At 48.5% G+C, this 16,414-nt stretch carries 13 protein-coding genes; 9 read left to right on the plus strand and 4 right to left on the minus strand.

The window, feature by feature from the left end; genetic code table 11:
* Window positions 1-115: 115 nt before the first annotated feature.
* Window positions 116-433, plus strand: a complete 318-nt coding sequence (locus M0P91_RS12145; protein WP_295067773.1) for a nucleotidyltransferase domain-containing protein — start codon at window positions 116-118, stop codon at window positions 431-433.
* A gap of 188 nt (window positions 434-621) precedes the next feature.
* Here M0P91_RS12145 and M0P91_RS12150 read toward each other — a convergent pair whose 3' ends face one another.
* The 4 genes from M0P91_RS12150 to M0P91_RS12165 form a co-directional block, all read right to left on the minus strand.
* A complete protein-coding gene (locus M0P91_RS12150) occupies window positions 622-1,176 on the minus strand; it encodes a hypothetical protein (protein WP_295067776.1) in 555 nt (184 codons plus the stop codon).
* 540 nt (window positions 1,177-1,716) lie between these two features.
* Window positions 1,717-2,985: a 3-isopropylmalate dehydratase large subunit gene (locus tag M0P91_RS12155; protein WP_295067779.1), complete on the minus strand. Its 1,269-nt coding sequence runs from the start codon at window positions 2,983-2,985 to the stop codon at window positions 1,717-1,719.
* Between the two features lie 98 nt (window positions 2,986-3,083).
* A complete protein-coding gene (locus tag M0P91_RS12160) occupies window positions 3,084-3,818 on the minus strand; it encodes a TonB family protein (RefSeq protein WP_295067782.1) in 735 nt (244 codons plus the stop codon).
* Window positions 3,815-4,465 (minus strand): sulfite exporter TauE/SafE family protein, encoded by a 651-nt coding sequence (locus M0P91_RS12165; RefSeq protein ID WP_295067785.1) that lies wholly within the window; start codon window positions 4,463-4,465, stop codon window positions 3,815-3,817. The genes M0P91_RS12160 and M0P91_RS12165 overlap by 4 nt, the downstream gene beginning before the upstream one ends.
* A gap of 141 nt (window positions 4,466-4,606) precedes the next feature.
* On the opposite strand from M0P91_RS12165, the gene M0P91_RS12170 reads away from it, so the two are divergent.
* From M0P91_RS12170 to M0P91_RS12205, 8 genes are all read left to right on the plus strand, one after another.
* Window positions 4,607-6,616, plus strand: coding sequence for a TonB-dependent receptor (locus tag M0P91_RS12170; protein ID WP_295067788.1), 2,010 nt, complete (start codon window positions 4,607-4,609; stop codon window positions 6,614-6,616).
* A 2-nt stretch (window positions 6,617-6,618) separates the two neighbouring features.
* Entirely contained in the window at window positions 6,619-7,587 is a 969-nt protein-coding gene (locus M0P91_RS12175) for a hypothetical protein (RefSeq protein ID WP_295067789.1), read from the plus strand.
* Window positions 7,577-8,587 (plus strand): 4Fe-4S binding protein, encoded by a 1,011-nt coding sequence (locus tag M0P91_RS12180; protein ID WP_295067792.1) that lies wholly within the window; start codon window positions 7,577-7,579, stop codon window positions 8,585-8,587. The genes M0P91_RS12175 and M0P91_RS12180 overlap by 11 nt, the downstream gene beginning before the upstream one ends.
* On the plus strand, window positions 8,577-9,848 hold the full coding sequence (locus M0P91_RS12185; RefSeq protein WP_295067794.1) for a 2-hydroxyacyl-CoA dehydratase family protein: 1,272 nt from the start codon (window positions 8,577-8,579) through the stop codon (window positions 9,846-9,848). Before M0P91_RS12180 ends, M0P91_RS12185 begins: the two co-directional genes overlap by 11 nt.
* Entirely contained in the window at window positions 9,845-10,651 is an 807-nt protein-coding gene (locus M0P91_RS12190; protein WP_295067797.1) for an acyl-CoA dehydratase activase, read from the plus strand. Before M0P91_RS12185 ends, M0P91_RS12190 begins: the two co-directional genes overlap by 4 nt.
* A 166-nt stretch (window positions 10,652-10,817) precedes the next feature.
* On the plus strand, window positions 10,818-11,270 hold the full coding sequence (gene exbB / locus M0P91_RS12195; RefSeq protein WP_295067799.1) for a TonB-system energizer ExbB: 453 nt from the start codon (window positions 10,818-10,820) through the stop codon (window positions 11,268-11,270).
* A gap of 4 nt (window positions 11,271-11,274) precedes the next feature.
* Complete coding sequence (locus tag M0P91_RS12200) at window positions 11,275-13,395, plus strand: TonB-dependent receptor (protein WP_295067802.1); 2,121 nt, start codon at window positions 11,275-11,277, stop codon at window positions 13,393-13,395.
* Window positions 13,396-13,667: 272 nt separating this feature from the next.
* Window positions 13,668-16,412 (plus strand): DEAD/DEAH box helicase, encoded by a 2,745-nt coding sequence (locus M0P91_RS12205; RefSeq protein WP_295067805.1) that lies wholly within the window; start codon window positions 13,668-13,670, stop codon window positions 16,410-16,412.
* Window positions 16,413-16,414: the final 2 nt, after the last annotated feature.

Raw genomic sequence — 16,414 nt, forward strand, 5'->3', positions numbered from 1 at the left:
AAAAAAGAAGAAGGGGCAGAAGTTTATTGAACCCTGATCGGGATCGAAGAGAAGTATCGTTAAGCTTTCTCTTGTGTTATAATTACCCAACAATGCAACATAAAATGGGGAAAAAATGACCGCTGATTTAGAATCAAAACTCCGGCAGCTGCAATCGCGTTTTGGTGCAGAAGGGTTTGTTATTATCGGAGTCAGCGGCAGTTATGCGCGAGGTGAAGAGACGGACAAGAGCGATTTGGATTTGCTCTATGAAATCCCCAATCCTGCCGAATTCGCCGAACGTAACGGTGGTTTCGGTTCCTTTAGCAAAATCATGGAGATCAAGCGTGAAATCGAAAAAGAGATTTCTCTCCCCGTCGATTTAATCTCCCTCACCTCTTTAAATGAGATAGGTCAAAAATATATTTTGAAAGATTTAAAACGTGTCAGCTGATTCCATCCGCGCAAAAGCGGAATTTATCCTCAAAATGCTAGGAAGGATGAAAGTTAATATTTAACGCCTAACCCGTATAAATTTTACGGTCCGTATACGCCGACGAAGAAGCGAATTTTATCTATTGACTTGTAAAATATTTTTATATATAATTGGTCCTGAATTAAATGGGACCGGGATCCCAAGCTCTACTTTTCTGAAAGGATAAGTTCACCCATAGAGGTTTCCGTAGATTTATCTACCGGAGAGTTTGCCCCTGTTCCCGATTCAGCTTCTATTTTATACACACTCAATACATTATCATGGTTTACATCTTTGAAAAGCAATAGCTTGTATTTTTCTACATTTCCGTCTACATGTTTATCATAGATATATCCATACTTATTTTGATTTTCACTAAATGTGAGATTCTTTTTTAAAAATCGCTCAATACTTATAATATCCATCGCTGACACTTTGCCATCGCAATCATCACAATAGTGTCTCATCAAGATATGTTTTAATCCAAATTTTCGATTCCCTATATGAAATATAATGCTAATATCATTTACAGTGATGATAGCAGACTGGGCTGATCCTGAGATCATTTTATAGATCGCTTTTTGGTTATTAGATAGGGGTTTGGCTTTCTTTTTTTGGTATGCCTCTATACTTGATATCTCTTTTCTAAGCTTGGATAGTCTTTCAAGATAAATACGGCTAAACTCTTCGTTACTTAATGCTAGGATATCATCTTGACTCACTATATTTTCTCATCATATTTAATGTATTGTTTCTTTGCGGTAAAGAATCCTGTGAACTTAATGCTTCAATAATTTCATTCAAAAGTTTCACATGAGCTCCAATGTTAAAAGTTTATAGATTTTAGCGAAATTTATGATGTATATACAAATCATGAACTAGCTGATTTTGATATGACTTTAGGGCAGTTCAGTAAAGACAAATTTTACACTGTATTCTATGATTCACTAGTAGAATCGAAAAATTACTCACTGACCTTACGCACATTATTGATTTAAGCCATTCAAAGTTGCCTTTGGCTCCGTCATTCCCGACCTGATCGGGAATCCAGCTCTCTTATGGGGATGGATCCCCGGGTCAAGCCCGAGGATGACGGAAAACAAATCCAGTGCGTAACATCAGTTACTCAGTGATTCAAGTTTATGGGAATGGTGAAAAACTGTCTTAGGGGTATTGTTCATAAATATATATAACAAAAGCGTTCAGGTTATACTTTTTATAATAACTTTTTCTATTGGAGAAGTAGTGCTAAGAGAAATCTCTTAGCTTATAGTTGCAGGATCAGTAATATATCCCGTGATCGCTGAAGCAGCTGCTACGGCAGAGTTTGCCAAATAGACTTTTGAACTGCGTGAACCCATCCGTCCGACGAAGTTGCGGTTTGTGGTAGCGACGGCGACTTCATTATCCCCTAAAATCCCCATATATCCACCCAAACATGCACCGCACGTCGGGTTAGAGACAACACCGCCCGCATCGATGATGATGTCGATGTAGCCGAGTTTTGTCGCTTCGCGAACGATCCGCTGGGTTCCCGGGGTGACGATGAGGCGCACATCCGGATGGACCCGTTTGCCTTTGAGGATTTCAGCGGCGATTTTAAGGTCGCTGAGGCGGCCGTTGGTGCAGCTTCCGATAAATGCCTGATCGATTTTGATGTTGTCACTGACTGCTTGAGTAATGCTGTGGCCGTTGGACGGCAAGAACGGATAGGCGATAACCGGCTCAAGGGCAGCCACGTCGATCTCAAGGATCTGAACGTAGGTCGCATCCTCATCTGAGGTGTGGATTTTCGGTTCACGTGCCAAAGGCTTATCGGCGAGGAATTCGGCGGTGATCTCATCGTATGCGACGATCCCGCTTTTGGCACCCGCTTCGATCGCCATGTTGCACATACTGAAACGGTCATCCATGCTGAGGTAGGGGATCGTGCTTCCGGTAAATTCGAGGGTGCGGTAGAGGGCGCCGTCGACGCCGATCATGCGGATAATTTCCAAGATAATATCTTTACCTGTCGTGTAGGTGCCCGGTTTGCCGCTCAGAACGACTTTGATACTCTCGGGAACTTTGAACCAGTTGCCTCCGGTGATCATTGCAAACGCCAGATCGGTCGAACCCATCCCTGTAGAGAATGCTCCCAATGCACCGTGGGTACAGGTATGCGAATCGGCACCGATGATGACGTCGCCCGGAACAACCAACCCTTTTTCGGGAAGCAAGGCGTGTTCAATCCCCATCTCTTTTTCGTCGAAAAAGTTTTTCATCGCGTGCTTTTTGGCGAAATCGCGGCTGATACGGGCTTGGTTTGCCGATGCGATATCTTTGGCCGGGATGAAGTGATCGAGGACGATTGAGAAGCCGTCCGGATTGGCCAGTTTGGTTGCGCCGGAGTCTTCGAACGCTTTGATCGAGATCGGGGTGGTAATGTCGTTACCGATAACCATGTCAATGGATGAGCGGACGATTTCGCCGGCATAAACGGGTTTTCCAACGTGTTCGGAGAATATTTTTTCAGTAATAGTTTGTCCCATAAGCGATGCCTTGTAGTCAAATAGTGACGCGAATTATACCACGTCTGGATGAGCGGTTCTTTAAGGCGGAGGGGCGGCATTGCGATTTTCTTTGCAGATTAGTTTAGCCGAAACTCCAAAACCAGATCGATCTGTGTCGGAAGGGTTTCGGACAGTACCTCGGGGATGGCGATCCCCGAAGCGGAGGCCACGGCCGTTTTTGCCGCTTCATGAAAAATTGCTTCCCCCTGACGGATGTCGATATCGTGAATGGTTCCGCTGTTTTCGAGGACGAAGCGGATAGTGACGTCCCCCTCCATCCCCCGGCGTCGTGCGGCGGCGGGATAGCGGAGCTGATGTTGGATTTTACCCCGCAATGCGGCAAAAAAGCTTTTTTTCGCCGTGTTCACGTCAGGTTTGGCTTTTTTCTCGACCGTCGGGGCGGGGGCCGATTCACTCACGGGAGGGGAGACGCTTTTGGACACAACCGGATGTGCTTCTACGGCTTGCGTGGAGGGTGCTGCCGTAGGAACCGATGGGGCTGTGGTCGGAACAATTTGGGTAAGGGGTGCTGAAACCGGGGCCTCCTTGCGCAAAGCACGATCCGGCTGCACTACGGGGGTGAGCGGAGCGATGCGGGGCTGGGGCGGTAGGATGGCCGGTTTTGATATCTGCTTGGGGGCGGGGGCGATTTCGGCGGAGGGGTTGCTCAGCGATACGAGGTTCATCGTTTTCAGCGGGATGGCGATCGGTTCGTGTAGGGGTCGGGTCTGGGTGACGATCCCCATGGCCAGGATCGCCATCAGAGTATGCAAGGAGAGGGAGAGGGTAAAGGCTTTGGTTCGGGTATTCATAGGTGTATCCATCCGTTAAAAATTGCAACTCCGACGGCTCCCAATACAATCGGGGCAAGCCGTTCCAAGATACGGCGGTAGCGTTGGAGGTGAAGAAGGCTCTCTTTGAGTATGGCCGTCATGACGACGGAGAAAAAGAGAAACCACAGCAGTGTTGCCCCCAGACCGAATACGAGGCCATAAAGGAGGGCCCATCCGAGTGAGGGGGTGGCCGCGCTCAGTGCCATCATGGTCATGACGGGAGCGCAAAGGGACAGGGAGAGGAGGAGCCCCGTCGCAAAGAGGGCGATGTTTCCCTGTACTTTTGGACGTGATGAGGTGGTGCAGCAGCCGTTGGCGGTGCGCTGAGCGCTCCAGAGCCGGAGGGCCAGAATGAGGGTGACGCTTCCGAGGAGATACCCCATCAAGACGCTGTCTTTGAGGAGAGATTGAATCAAGGCGGAGCCGATATAAGCGACCAGTGACAACAGCGTGTACCCGGTGATCCGTCCGGCAGTGATCGGAAGCAAAAGGGCCAGACTCTCCTGCCGCGTCGAACTGTTGGCCAGCAGAATCGGAGAGAGTAGCGGCATGCAGGAGAGCATGCACGCGGTGGCTCCGTAGGAGAGGGCTACAACGAATAAGGATAGAAGAGGGAGAAACTCCATTGTGAAACCAGCTGTCTAATAAAATTATAGATAGAAGTATGAAATAAAATTGTTACATTAGTGTTAATTCATTTTATTCAATTAACACTAATGTAACACTCCTTTGAAATAATGGACATGATTTTTTCATAAGGAGAAAAAATGAAGGTAATTCAATTATCTTTTGCTGCTATTGCCATGTGCGGTAGTGTTTATGGTGACACCGTCGTCGATTTGGGGGACGTGTCGGTGACGGCGACGCGGACCGAACGCAAAGTGGTTGATGTTCCGGCAAGTATCGACGTGATCACGGAAGAGGAGATTAAAAATTCCGTCGCACAAAGTGCGGACGAATTATTAAAAGAGGTCTCCGGATTGGATCTGAAACACAGTATGGGGGCGGTGACGAGCGGCACGTCGAATAAAGTGGTGATGAGGGGGCTTGGGGGGACGACCGAGGGGCGTGTTTTATTGCTCATCGACGGGGTCCCGATGAACGATCTCTACGGCGGTGATCTTGAATGGAATCGAATACCTATCTCGATGATACAAAGGATTGAGATTGTAAAAGGGGCGACATCGGCGCTCTATGGCTCCGGGGCTATGGGGGGTGTTATCAACATCATTACGAAAAAACCGACGGATAAAGCGAAAACAGATGTTTCCCTCAGTTATGGAAGTATGAACACAAAAATCGCTTCGCTCTCAACGATCGGGAAAGCGGGAAAAGTAGGATATCTGTTCGCAGGAGATAGAACAACCAGTGACGGGTATAATCCGGAGACTCCCGCCAATACTAAATCCTACACGCGTGATAAGGGGACGAAGCGAAACAATTTTAACGGAAAATTGACGTACGATCTGGATGACACATCCTCGCTTTTTGTATCCGGTTCGTATTATGACAACCAAACCACGGGGACGTTGCCGATTGCCGATTTCAACCCGTTTTATCAGGAACAAAAAACCTATACGGCGGGGTACACGAAAACGTTTGAGAACGAAGTCGAAGTGATGGTCAAGGCGTTTATTAAAGAGGAGTACAGCGATTACGATTCAGCCGATACGGCCAAAACGGCGGTTCAATATGAGAGTTCCAATACCAATAAAGACCGTGGCGGGACGATACAAACAACACTTCCTCTGACCAACCATACCCTATTCGGAACCAGTACGTTTGTCGCGGGGGTCGATGTACGGCAGGGGAGTATCGATCGGTTTAACCACTATATTGACGGAAGCGGAAAAGATATTAAAATCCGGGGGAAACAAAAATACATAGGGCTTTTTGTGCAGGATGAGATTTTTCTGGATCAAAACTGGATCATTAATCTTGGCGGCCGATATGACTCCTGGACCAACTACGACGGGCACGGATACGATAGTTCTCTCTCCACGACCGATACCTATTACGCTGCCACGTCGACCAACGGGTTCAGTCCAAAAATCGGGATAGTACATCATCTGAGTGATACGACATCCGTGAGGGCTTCTGCGGGGAGTGCCTATAGAGCACCGACGTTGTCCGATCTGTACAATACGTTTGTATCGGGATCGAGAATTTGGTACGGCAATCCCGACCTGAAACCCGAAAGTATTATCTCTTATGAGATCGGGGTAGACCAAACGGTTTTTAAGGACGGGAAAGTGAGTCTCACGGCGTACCAAAATGATGCAAAAGATTTCTTTTACTACATTACGACCCCGCCCGGCGGCGGCTATACGGCGGCACAAACGAAGAGTAATGTCGGAAAAGTGAAAATACAGGGGGTGGAAGTGGACGCCTCCTATCCGATTAACGACCGCCTTCGGGTATCCGCAAATTATACGTACAATCAATCGAAGATTAAAGAGTACAAAGAAAATAGGGCCCTTGAAGGGAAATATCTGATCGAAGTTCCCAAGCACAAGGGGGCTCTTAGTCTGATGTACACGAATCCGGATTTTGTCGATACCAAGATTTCCGCCCGCTATATCGGCGATCGCTACAGCAATGACGCCAATACCGCCGAATACAAAAGTTACACGCTGTTTGATGTGAAACTCTCGAAAAAATTGAACAAAAATGTGGAAGCGTCCTTTTCGGTCGATGATCTTTTTGACCGAAGTTTTACGGAGTATTACGTCTCACCCGGCAGAGTCGTATTCGGTAGCTTACGGGCGACGTTTTAACCGTGTGCCGCGCACTTTTGAAAAGCGGTCTCTTTACAATAACGGTGACGGTAGCGATGGTCTCCCTAACGGTTCCGTCGTTTGCCGATACCTCCCTATGGCTGGAGGAGTCCAAGAAAAAAGGGTGCTGCAAAGGGGGCGAACCGGAATCGGGGGCAAAAACGGTTACGATACGAAAGGGGACGGTGCAGGAGAATACGATTGTCCGTGATGTACGCAATGGCGTCGTTTATATCCGGGAGACGGACAATACGATTACGCAACAGAAGGTGACGAACGGAGAAGTCTCGTTCACCCCGAAGTACAAAGGGAGTTATCAACTCTTTTTTGAACACAAAGAGGTACATGAGGGGATACTTGAGGTCACCCTCTCCACTCTGCGGATCTATAACAAGGAGGGGGAGATCGTCGACTCCCTTCTCAAAGAGGTGCGCGGAAAAACACACGATTCGCAGTATGGGAGAGAGCCTTTTGCCCCATTGCCTTTTGATCTAATCTTGCAGCGTCCGATCAAGCGACACCATATCAATTGCTGCCTCTATTCGGGGGATATCGTACCGTTTAAGCTCTATTATCGGGGGGAACTGCTGAAAAACGTCCCGTTGAGCGTTCAGATGGAAACCGGATGGACGAACCGGATCGCACCCTCTGAGGATGGGACCGTCTCTTTTGAAATACCCAGAATCACCTACCCAAAATCTGAAAAAGAGAAAAAACATTCCGAAAAAATGGTCGTGGAAGCGGCCTACGATCTTAACGAATCGGGGGTATACGGCGGGGAAGCTTACCATGGCGTCCATTATGTGATGAGTATGCCGCTGTCGTTTGGGGCGTCGCCGCTCGAATACGAATCGAAAACACTGGGGTTCGCAACGGCGGTCGGTGTTATGCTGGTTTTTTCACTGGGACTTTACTATCACCGACGACGCAAGCGTAAAACACCCAAGGAGATCTATTTTGATGAAGAATAAATTTTCTTTGCGCCGTGCCGTCAATAATATGAATTTGGTGCGGTTTCGGTTCTGGTTTCAAATCGTCGCGTTTCTCCTGATCGTGTACGGCGGTTATGCCGGGTTGGATCTGGGGAACAAGCTTCCGACATTTGCCTGCGTCTACAATTCGGAAGGGACCGGGGGAAAATGTTATGTCGGAATGCTTCAGCACGACCTTAAACATCCTCTGGAGACGTTTGCGGGGTATGCCGGATACGCCTTTTTGATTTCTCTGGGGATGTTTATCGTGTGGTTCTGGGTCCTCAATAAAGGGTGGTGCGGATTTGTGTGCCCTCTGGGGACGATGCAAGACTGGCTGAGTATGCTCCGGGGAAAAATGAAAATCGGGTACAGTGAGTATTCGTGGGCGAACCGCGAGAAGATTAAAAGTGTCAAATATATCCTTTTGATCCTTTTACTGCTGCTGCCGGTGATGATCGCCAACTCCGTTTTCGGCCTTCCCAAACTCCCTAACGGGCTGTCGATGCCCTTTTGCGACATCTGCCCGGGACGGATGATGATCCCGGCGTTTACCGGAGATTTCAACCAGTTTTACATTGACTTCTCCTCGAAAACGGACATCGTAATGACGACGCTGGGGATGATCGTCTCCGGGCTGTTTTTGGTCGGATCGTTTATCAAAAAACGGTTTTTTTGCTATTTTTGCCCGATGGCGGCGTTGCAGTATATCTTTTCCAAACCGGCTTTGCTGAAACTCAACAAAGAGGGTAGCAAATGCACCCGCTGCGGCGACTGTTACCGGGCGTGCGATATGGATATCTTAGAGATCGCCGATGACGTCACGAGCAAAAATTTGGTGACGGAAGATTGTACCCTCTGTCTCAAATGCGTCGCGGCGTGTCCCGAAGAGGGGTGTCTGGAAGCCGCTTTTATGGGAAAAACCATTTTCGAATCGACCAAAGAGGGGTTTCTCCTGCGGATGGCGATGGATCAGAGAGGGGAGAAACATGGAAACTGAACATACGATAGAAACGCCGCATCAGCGACAGAATCGTCACAAGGCGATGGAGGCGATCAGCGTCCTCAATGCTCTCAAAGAGGATTTTAAATTCCCGATCCAGAGTATGGGTTATTTTTACGATCGGTTCGAAAAAGTCTATTGCCATCACGAACCGCTCCATGAGGGAAAAGCGAAAATCGGGACGATGTGCATTCAAATCCCCTCGGAAATCATCTATGCACTGGACGCCGTACCGATCCGGCTGTGCAACGGGTTTTCCACGGACGATGAGATCGGAAGCGATCTGTTACCTCAAAAATCGTGTCCGCTGGTCAAAGCGACGGTGGGGTGGTTCGCTTCGGACAATTTTTTCGATAAGCCCGACATCACTTTTTCTCCGACGACATGCGATCAAAAAACCAAAGCGGGAGCCATCATCGAGAGTTTCGGACATACCGTGATCGACGTCGGATTCCCCAGAACCAAAGAGAGTGAAGAGAGTCGTCATTACTGGCGCGAGAGTGTCAAAAGTTTCGCCGTGAAGCTCTCCAAATTTCAGGGGAAAAAGCTGACAAGGTCCAATCTGGAGAGGGCGATCAAAAAGGTGGGGTACGTGCAATCGCTCTACCACAAGCTCACCGAATTTCGGAAAAACAAAGCGGTTCCGATTTTGGGAGTCGATATGTTTTTGGTCACCAATGCGTTTTTCTTTGATCGAATCGATGAGTGGATCGGTGCGGTCGAAAAACTGGTTTCAGAATTGGAACGACGTGCAAACGACGGTGTTAATGTGGCAGGAAAAGCGAGTCCACGTATCATCTATACCGGTTCACCGCCGATTTTCCCGAACTATAAAATCCCCCTTATCATCGAACAGAGCGATGCGATCATCGTCGCCGATGAGACGTGCAGTTCGAACCGTATGTTCAACGACATGGCGGCGGTGGATGAGTGGAATCTCTACGACATGATCGATTCGGTATCGGACAAATACCTCAAAGGGTGTACGTGCCCGATATTCACCCAAAACGACGACCGAATACGGCGAATCATCCAATTGGTGCGAAGTTACAGCGGCGATGGGGTGATCTATCAGGCGTTTGCGGGGTGTCAGGTGTATGAGATGGAACAGCGCAGCGTTCTTGCGGCAATGGAGCGTGAAGGGATTCCGATCCTCTATATCGAGAGCGATTACAGCCCCTCACAGCACGGGCAGCTCACGACGCGGGTTGAGGCGTTTGTCGAGTCCTTAAAAAATCGAAAGAGAAAGAAGAAATGAACTATTTTGTAGGGATTGATATCGGCTCTACCGCGATCAAAATCAGTGTGGCGGATGAGACTAAAAATTTGGTCGGGTATAAGATCAGCGCGAGCGGGAGTATGTTCTACAAATACGCTCAAGAAGCTCTCTCGGAGTTGTTGCGCGAGCTGGGGATCGATGAAAAAGAGGTCGTTTATACGGTAGCTACCGGGTACGGGCGTAAGCTTTTTAAAGAGGCGGATGAGAATATCAGCGAGATCACCGCCAACGCCATCGGTGCGCAACAAGCCGCGAAAGAGTACGGAGAGATCAAAACGATCATCAACATCGGGGGACAAGACAGCAAGGCGATTTCACTCGACGGCGAGGGGAATGTCGTCAATTTTGCGATGAATGACCGTTGCGCGGCAGGGACGGGAAAGTTTCTCGATGTCGTCGCGATGAATCTGGAAATCGGGGTGGATGAGCTGAGTGATTACCACTTTAAATCGGTGGGTACACCCCTCTCGATCAGCAGTACGTGCGCCGTATTTGCCGAATCGGAGATTATAGGGCTTTTAGGGAATGGGCACAACGTGGAAGATATCGTCTCGGGGGTCCACTATTCGATTGCCAAACGGATTGTGAAGCTGGTGAAGCGGGTCGGGGTCAAAGAGACCATCTATTTCGACGGAGGCCCGGCGCTGAACGACGGATTGGTAAATGCCATCGAAAACGAACTGGGGCATAAAATTTTTGTCCCGGAATATCCGCAGATCACGACGTCGTACGGTGCGGCGGTTTTGGCATGCGATGCATTTTTGAGCGAATCGGCAAACTGACCAAAGGGGAGTTAATCTCCCGTATCCGAAAGATACGGGTAGCGTTTCAGGAAACATCCCTTCGGGCGCGCTTCGCTTGTTTTGGGGATTGCAAAGGAGTTTAGTCCTTGCCACTAAAACGGATGTATTCGTTTTAGTGCATAACATCAGTAAAAAGGAAAAACAGATGGAAAATAGCGGTTGGTTGGAATTTGCCCATAGCGGGATTGATTATGGGATTATCGGAATTTTAGTACTGATGAGTGTTGTCTCCTTGTGGCTTTTTGTTGAACGGATAATGACGTATGGCGGGATTCGGATCGAAATGTATGCAACTAAAGAGGAACTCGAACTGGACCTGGGAAACAATGTCAGTACGATTGCAACGATCGGTTCGAATGCGCCGTATGTCGGTCTTTTGGGGACGGTCCTTGGGATTATGATCACGTTTTATAGCCTCGGGGACGTCGGTGCGGTTGATTCGAAAAAGATCATGACGGGGCTGGCATTGGCCCTGAAAGCGACGGCGATGGGGCTTGTCGTCGCGATCCCCGCCATCGTATTCTACAATATCCTGCTTCGCAGGATGGAACGTCTCCTGGCGCAGTGGGACATCGATGCACAGAAAAATTTAGGTTGATCCGATGGGTATGAAACCGGCGGGGTCTATCAACGGGATCCCTCAATCTATCATCGCTGCCCTAATGGCTTCGGGTGTCGCCGTTTCGTGCGGGTATGCTCAGGAGACGGTGACGCTGGAAAAAATCGAGGTGGCCGACGACTATACGGCCATGGACGAACGGCGGGACAACTCCATTGCCAAGCGGATTATCAAAGCTTCCGAACTGACGCAGTACGGCGATCTGAATGCGCTTGAAATCCTCAAACGGACGCCGGGGGTGACGATACCGGACGGAAAAGCCAACCGAGGAGCGCCGGGAAAAGGGTATACCGTCGTCATGGTAGACGGGGAAGCGACCTCGGCGAGCACGGCCCATCGGGGGAGTCCGCTGGAGCAGATCTCTCCGGACATGATTGAGCACATCGAGATCATGACGAACGGATCGGCCGAACATACGGCCGAATCGATGGGGGGGATCGTCAACATTGTCTTGAAGAAACCGAAATCGCAGGGGGAAACAAAGTTCAAAGGGTCCGGAGGCGTTTACGGCACATCGGCGACCGGAAGTGTGTTCGGACAACGGGAAGGGAAAATCGATAGGCTCAATTATCTCCTTAGCGTGAACGGTTCGGACACCACCCGAAATGATAGCGCATCCACCCTCAAAACGGGGGGGGCGACGGAGACTAGCGAAGAGCGCGACATTACCGTGCGCAACCGCAGCCTCTCCCTTGCGACCAAACTGGTCTATACCCCCTCGTCCAAAACGAAATACCTCTACAGCGAATCGGCTACGTTCAACCGAACTGTCGAAGAGAGCGGCTCTACAATCTATCCCGACGGCTCCAAAATGCCCACAACGCAGATCGATAAATCGGACCGTTCGGAGAGTCTTATGCTGTGGTCCGGGGTCAGCGGGGAACACCGCCTATCGGGGGATGAACTGCTGGAGTGGAAACTGAAAATCCACCAGCTCACCGATGAGGGGGAGAGCGTATCGATCCAGTCTCTGCCGACGCGGAGTGAGCGTCGGCAGAGTGAGTACGGATTTATGCGGATTCTCGGGGCGGAGAGCAACTATTCGCGTTTCGTCGGCGACCATTTCATCAAGACCGGTATCGATCTTCGCCGATCAAATCAGCGCGATGAGATCCGGCGCAGCGCGAACGGGGCGGATCTCACCTTTGCGTCGGACAACGTCCGTATGCGCGAAGATCGGGGGGCGGTTTTTTTGCAAGATGAGATCAACGTCGGCGAGAGTGTCGTAGTGACCCCGGGGATACGGTACGAAACCTTCAGCCGCGATTTCGGTACCGTATCGGACATCGATTATTTCGCCCCCTCCCTCCATCTGCTCAAACGGTTCGGCCAAAACGACACCCTCCGTGCCAGCGTCGCAAAAACGGTTCGCCTTCCGCGATTGAGCCAGATGACGACCTCGGTCGTAAGTTCACTCGAATACAACGACCTCTACCGCCCCGATACGACGGGGAACCCGAATCTCCGGGAAGAGAAGGCGCTCAGCTACGAGTTGCGCTATGAACACTTTTTTGAAGACAAAGGGGTGGCCGGCGTCAGCGGGTTTTACCGGACGATCAATGACAAAATCGAGAATCTGACACGGTTGGAAGGGGGGCGTTACGTTATGCGTCCCTACAACTCCGGGCGGGGGGATTTGTGGGGTATGGAGCTGGAATTCAAAAAATCGCTGAGTGCGTATCTGGAGGGGTTGGGAATCTTCGCAAACGCCACCGTGCAAGATTCGTCGCTGACCAATACCATCAGCGGCTATACCCGGCCGATCAAACAGACCAGTCGAGTCCTCTGCAATATCGGTGCGGACCATACCCCCAAAGGATACGGATTCACCTACGGCGCAGCCTACCGTTATGTCGGCGGTTATGAGGACCCGATGGATGAGAGCGGCGTTGCCCAAACGCGAAATGGATACGGCACACTCGATCTGTACGCAAGTAAGCGGATCAATCAGACCTTCAAAGCCCGGATCAATCTTAACAATATGACGCACGCCGTTGTGGAAACGACCTCCCGCTATTCCGACGGGGGCGGTGCTTTTGTGACGCAAGTCGACAAAGAGCGTTCCCGCCCCTCCGTTCTTTTCACGCTGGAAGGGAAGTGGTAACGGACTTTTTACGATACGCTCTTTGGAATTTTAATCCGGGATCGCTGCTCTTGGTTCGGAAAGTGGGCTATAATATTCACGGATGTTACGCACTTTCCGGGCAAAGCCCGTAAAGTGGCAGGGACAGCTGTCCCTGCCACCCCCTGAAGCTACCCGCATCTTTCGGATGCGGGAGAGATAACCGATCTCTAATTGCACTTTTGAAAAAAGTGCGTAAGGTCAGGTATTCATAAAAAAATAGGTTCGAATCGGATGGAAAAGGGAATTGAGTCGTGTTGGATATTTTCAAACAGCAAAAAAGTTTTTTGACGCGGGCTAAAGAGAAAAGTTCGTTTCGCTATGTCATTGATTTTGATGAAAACGGTGCTTTCATCGAGGTCTGCGATAAAAATAACAAGCCGCTAAGCGGAGTTGACTATCGTGTTTATAACGGTTTGGACAGAGAGATACTGCAACTGCTGGAAGAGCACAGAGAAAACGATTTTTTCACCATTAGCTGGGGTGAATCGGAGTCGAAAATGTATCTCTCCAAGCATCCGAAACTTTTAGAGTTATTTCATCTAAGTGATAACGTATACGCACAAAACGAAAAGATTTATTTTGACGACGGGATTGCAACGGTCGATTTAACCATCGATGAAAACGATAAGCTTTATATCGCCCCTTTTGTGGAAGGGGAGAGTGATTTTTCCTTTTTAACCTCAAGCTACGTCTTAGTCGGCAATCGGGTAAAACAGGTTCGTACGGTCGGAGAGAGCTATACGAAACTCAATAGCTTGCATACCGTTATCGACAAAGAGAAACTCGAAGAGTTCCTGACGATCGTATTCACCCATTTTGAGAACCTATCCATACACTATAACGGGTACAGCGTAGAAGAGAAAGAGGAAAAAAAGCGGATCAAACCGGCCGTTATTTTCGAAAAAGTGAGTGCAGACAACGAACTTATCCTTCGGACATCGGCCATGATCGGCGGGTTGACCCCTGAATTTTTTAATGACTTCACGGTCTCAAAAATTGTTTTGATCCATGAGTTTGACAAAAGCATTAACGTCTACGAATGTGATTACAGTGATGTATTTGAGACCTATTCCGCCATTTATAAACAGCTGAGCGCCCTTAAGAAAACCGTTAAAGAGGCTGGTTTTAGTGAGGATGAGGGCCTTTTTGTGATCGATCAGGCGTTAGCGGGCGAATTTATATTGCATCATTTACACACCATCATCGGTACGTGCGAAATGTATGGCAGTGATAAGCTTAAAAGCTATAAATATAACGCAAGCAAGCCGACCCTTAACGTGACGTTTAAAAACAGAGTCGATTTGTTGGGCATCGATGAGGTGCGTGTGACGATCGAAGAGGAAGAGTTCAATCTCTTCGATATGATTAATCTCTATAAAAAACACTCCTATATTCCCCTAAGCAATGGTGAAAAATCGATTATCGATAAATCCTACATGGCTAAGCTGGAGAGGATTTTTAAAAAAGAGGGGAAAAACGTCAAGATATCGTTTTTCGATTTACCGGAAATCGAAGAGCTGATCGCCCAAAAAGAGCAAAAAGTATTTCACCAATCCAAAGCGTTCTATCAAGGTTTCGAATCGCTGAAATCTTCTAAAACAAGTTTGCCTAAACTCAATAATGCTACCCTGCGCGATTATCAAAAATACGGAATGCAATGGCTCAAATATCTGTATGACAATCAGTTTGGAGGGTGTCTGGCCGATGATATGGGGCTTGGCAAAACACTTCAGGCGATTGGGTTGCTTTCGATGATTTATCCAAAAGCCGCACGGGCCTCTTTGATCGTCATGCCCAAGAGTTTGATTACCAATTGGCAAAACGAGCTGATTAAATTCAATCCAAACCTTAGCTTTTATCTCTATTACGGAACGACGCGCGACATTGCGCAGTTTGATAACCATCACATTATCCTCTCAACCTACGCCATTGTCCGTAACGATATCGATCAGATCAAGGAGTATGCGTTTGATACCATTATCCTTGACGAATCTCAAAACATCAAAAATATTGAATCGCAAGCCTCTAAAGCGATGATGCTGCTCAATGCAAAACATAAATTTGCCCTCAGCGGTACCCCGATTGAAAACTCCCTTTTTGAGCTCTATTCACTTTTTCGATTTATCAACAACGGGATGTTCTCCTCGATCAACCATTTTAAAAATGATTTTGCTGCCCCTATACAAGGGCAAGAGGATGAAGAGATTGCACAAATACTCAAAACTAAAATCACCCCATTTATCTTAAGACGTCTCAAAAAAGATGTCCTCAAAGAGCTCCCGGCCAAGCAAGAACAGGTTATTTACGTCGATATGGAGGATAAGCATAAAGCCTTTTACGATCAAAAGCGCTCCTATTATAAAAAAGTTTTAGAGCAACAAGTTGCTTCAAGCGGGATTGAAAATTCCAAATTCGCTATCTTCCAAGCCTTTAACGATCTTCGTCAAATCGCTTCGGTTCCGGAGCTCAAAAGCGACACCCCTATCCCCTCCTCTAAAATTGATTCGATGTTTGAACTTCTCGAAGACATTGTCGCCAACCGGCACAAAGTCCTTATTTTTGCCAACTATTTAGGGGCACTCGACGCCATCGCCGCAAAAGCCGACTCGATGGGGTATGAGTATCTGACAATGACCGGAAGTACAAAAGATCGTCAAGCGCTTGTGGATCGGTTTCAAAACGACAAAAAAATCTCCCTTTTCCTGATGACGCTTAAAGTGGGAGGGGTTGGGCTCAATCTGACCGAAGCCGATTATGTCTTTATTTTTGATCCATGGTGGAACAAAGCGGCGGAAAATCAGGCGATTGACCGAGCGCATCGGATGGGGCAGAAGAATACGGTTTTTAGTTACAAGATGATCACCAAAGGGACGATCGAGGAGAAGATTCTGGAACTTCAAGGGCAGAAGCAGGATTTGAGTGATCGTATTATCAGCGGCGATGAGAGCGGGCTCAAGCAGATTACCGCGCAAGAGTTAGAATTTTTATTGGGGTAATG

This window comes from Sulfuricurvum sp. (assembly GCF_023229695.1).
Classification (GTDB): Bacteria; Campylobacterota; Campylobacteria; order Campylobacterales; family Sulfurimonadaceae; genus Sulfuricurvum.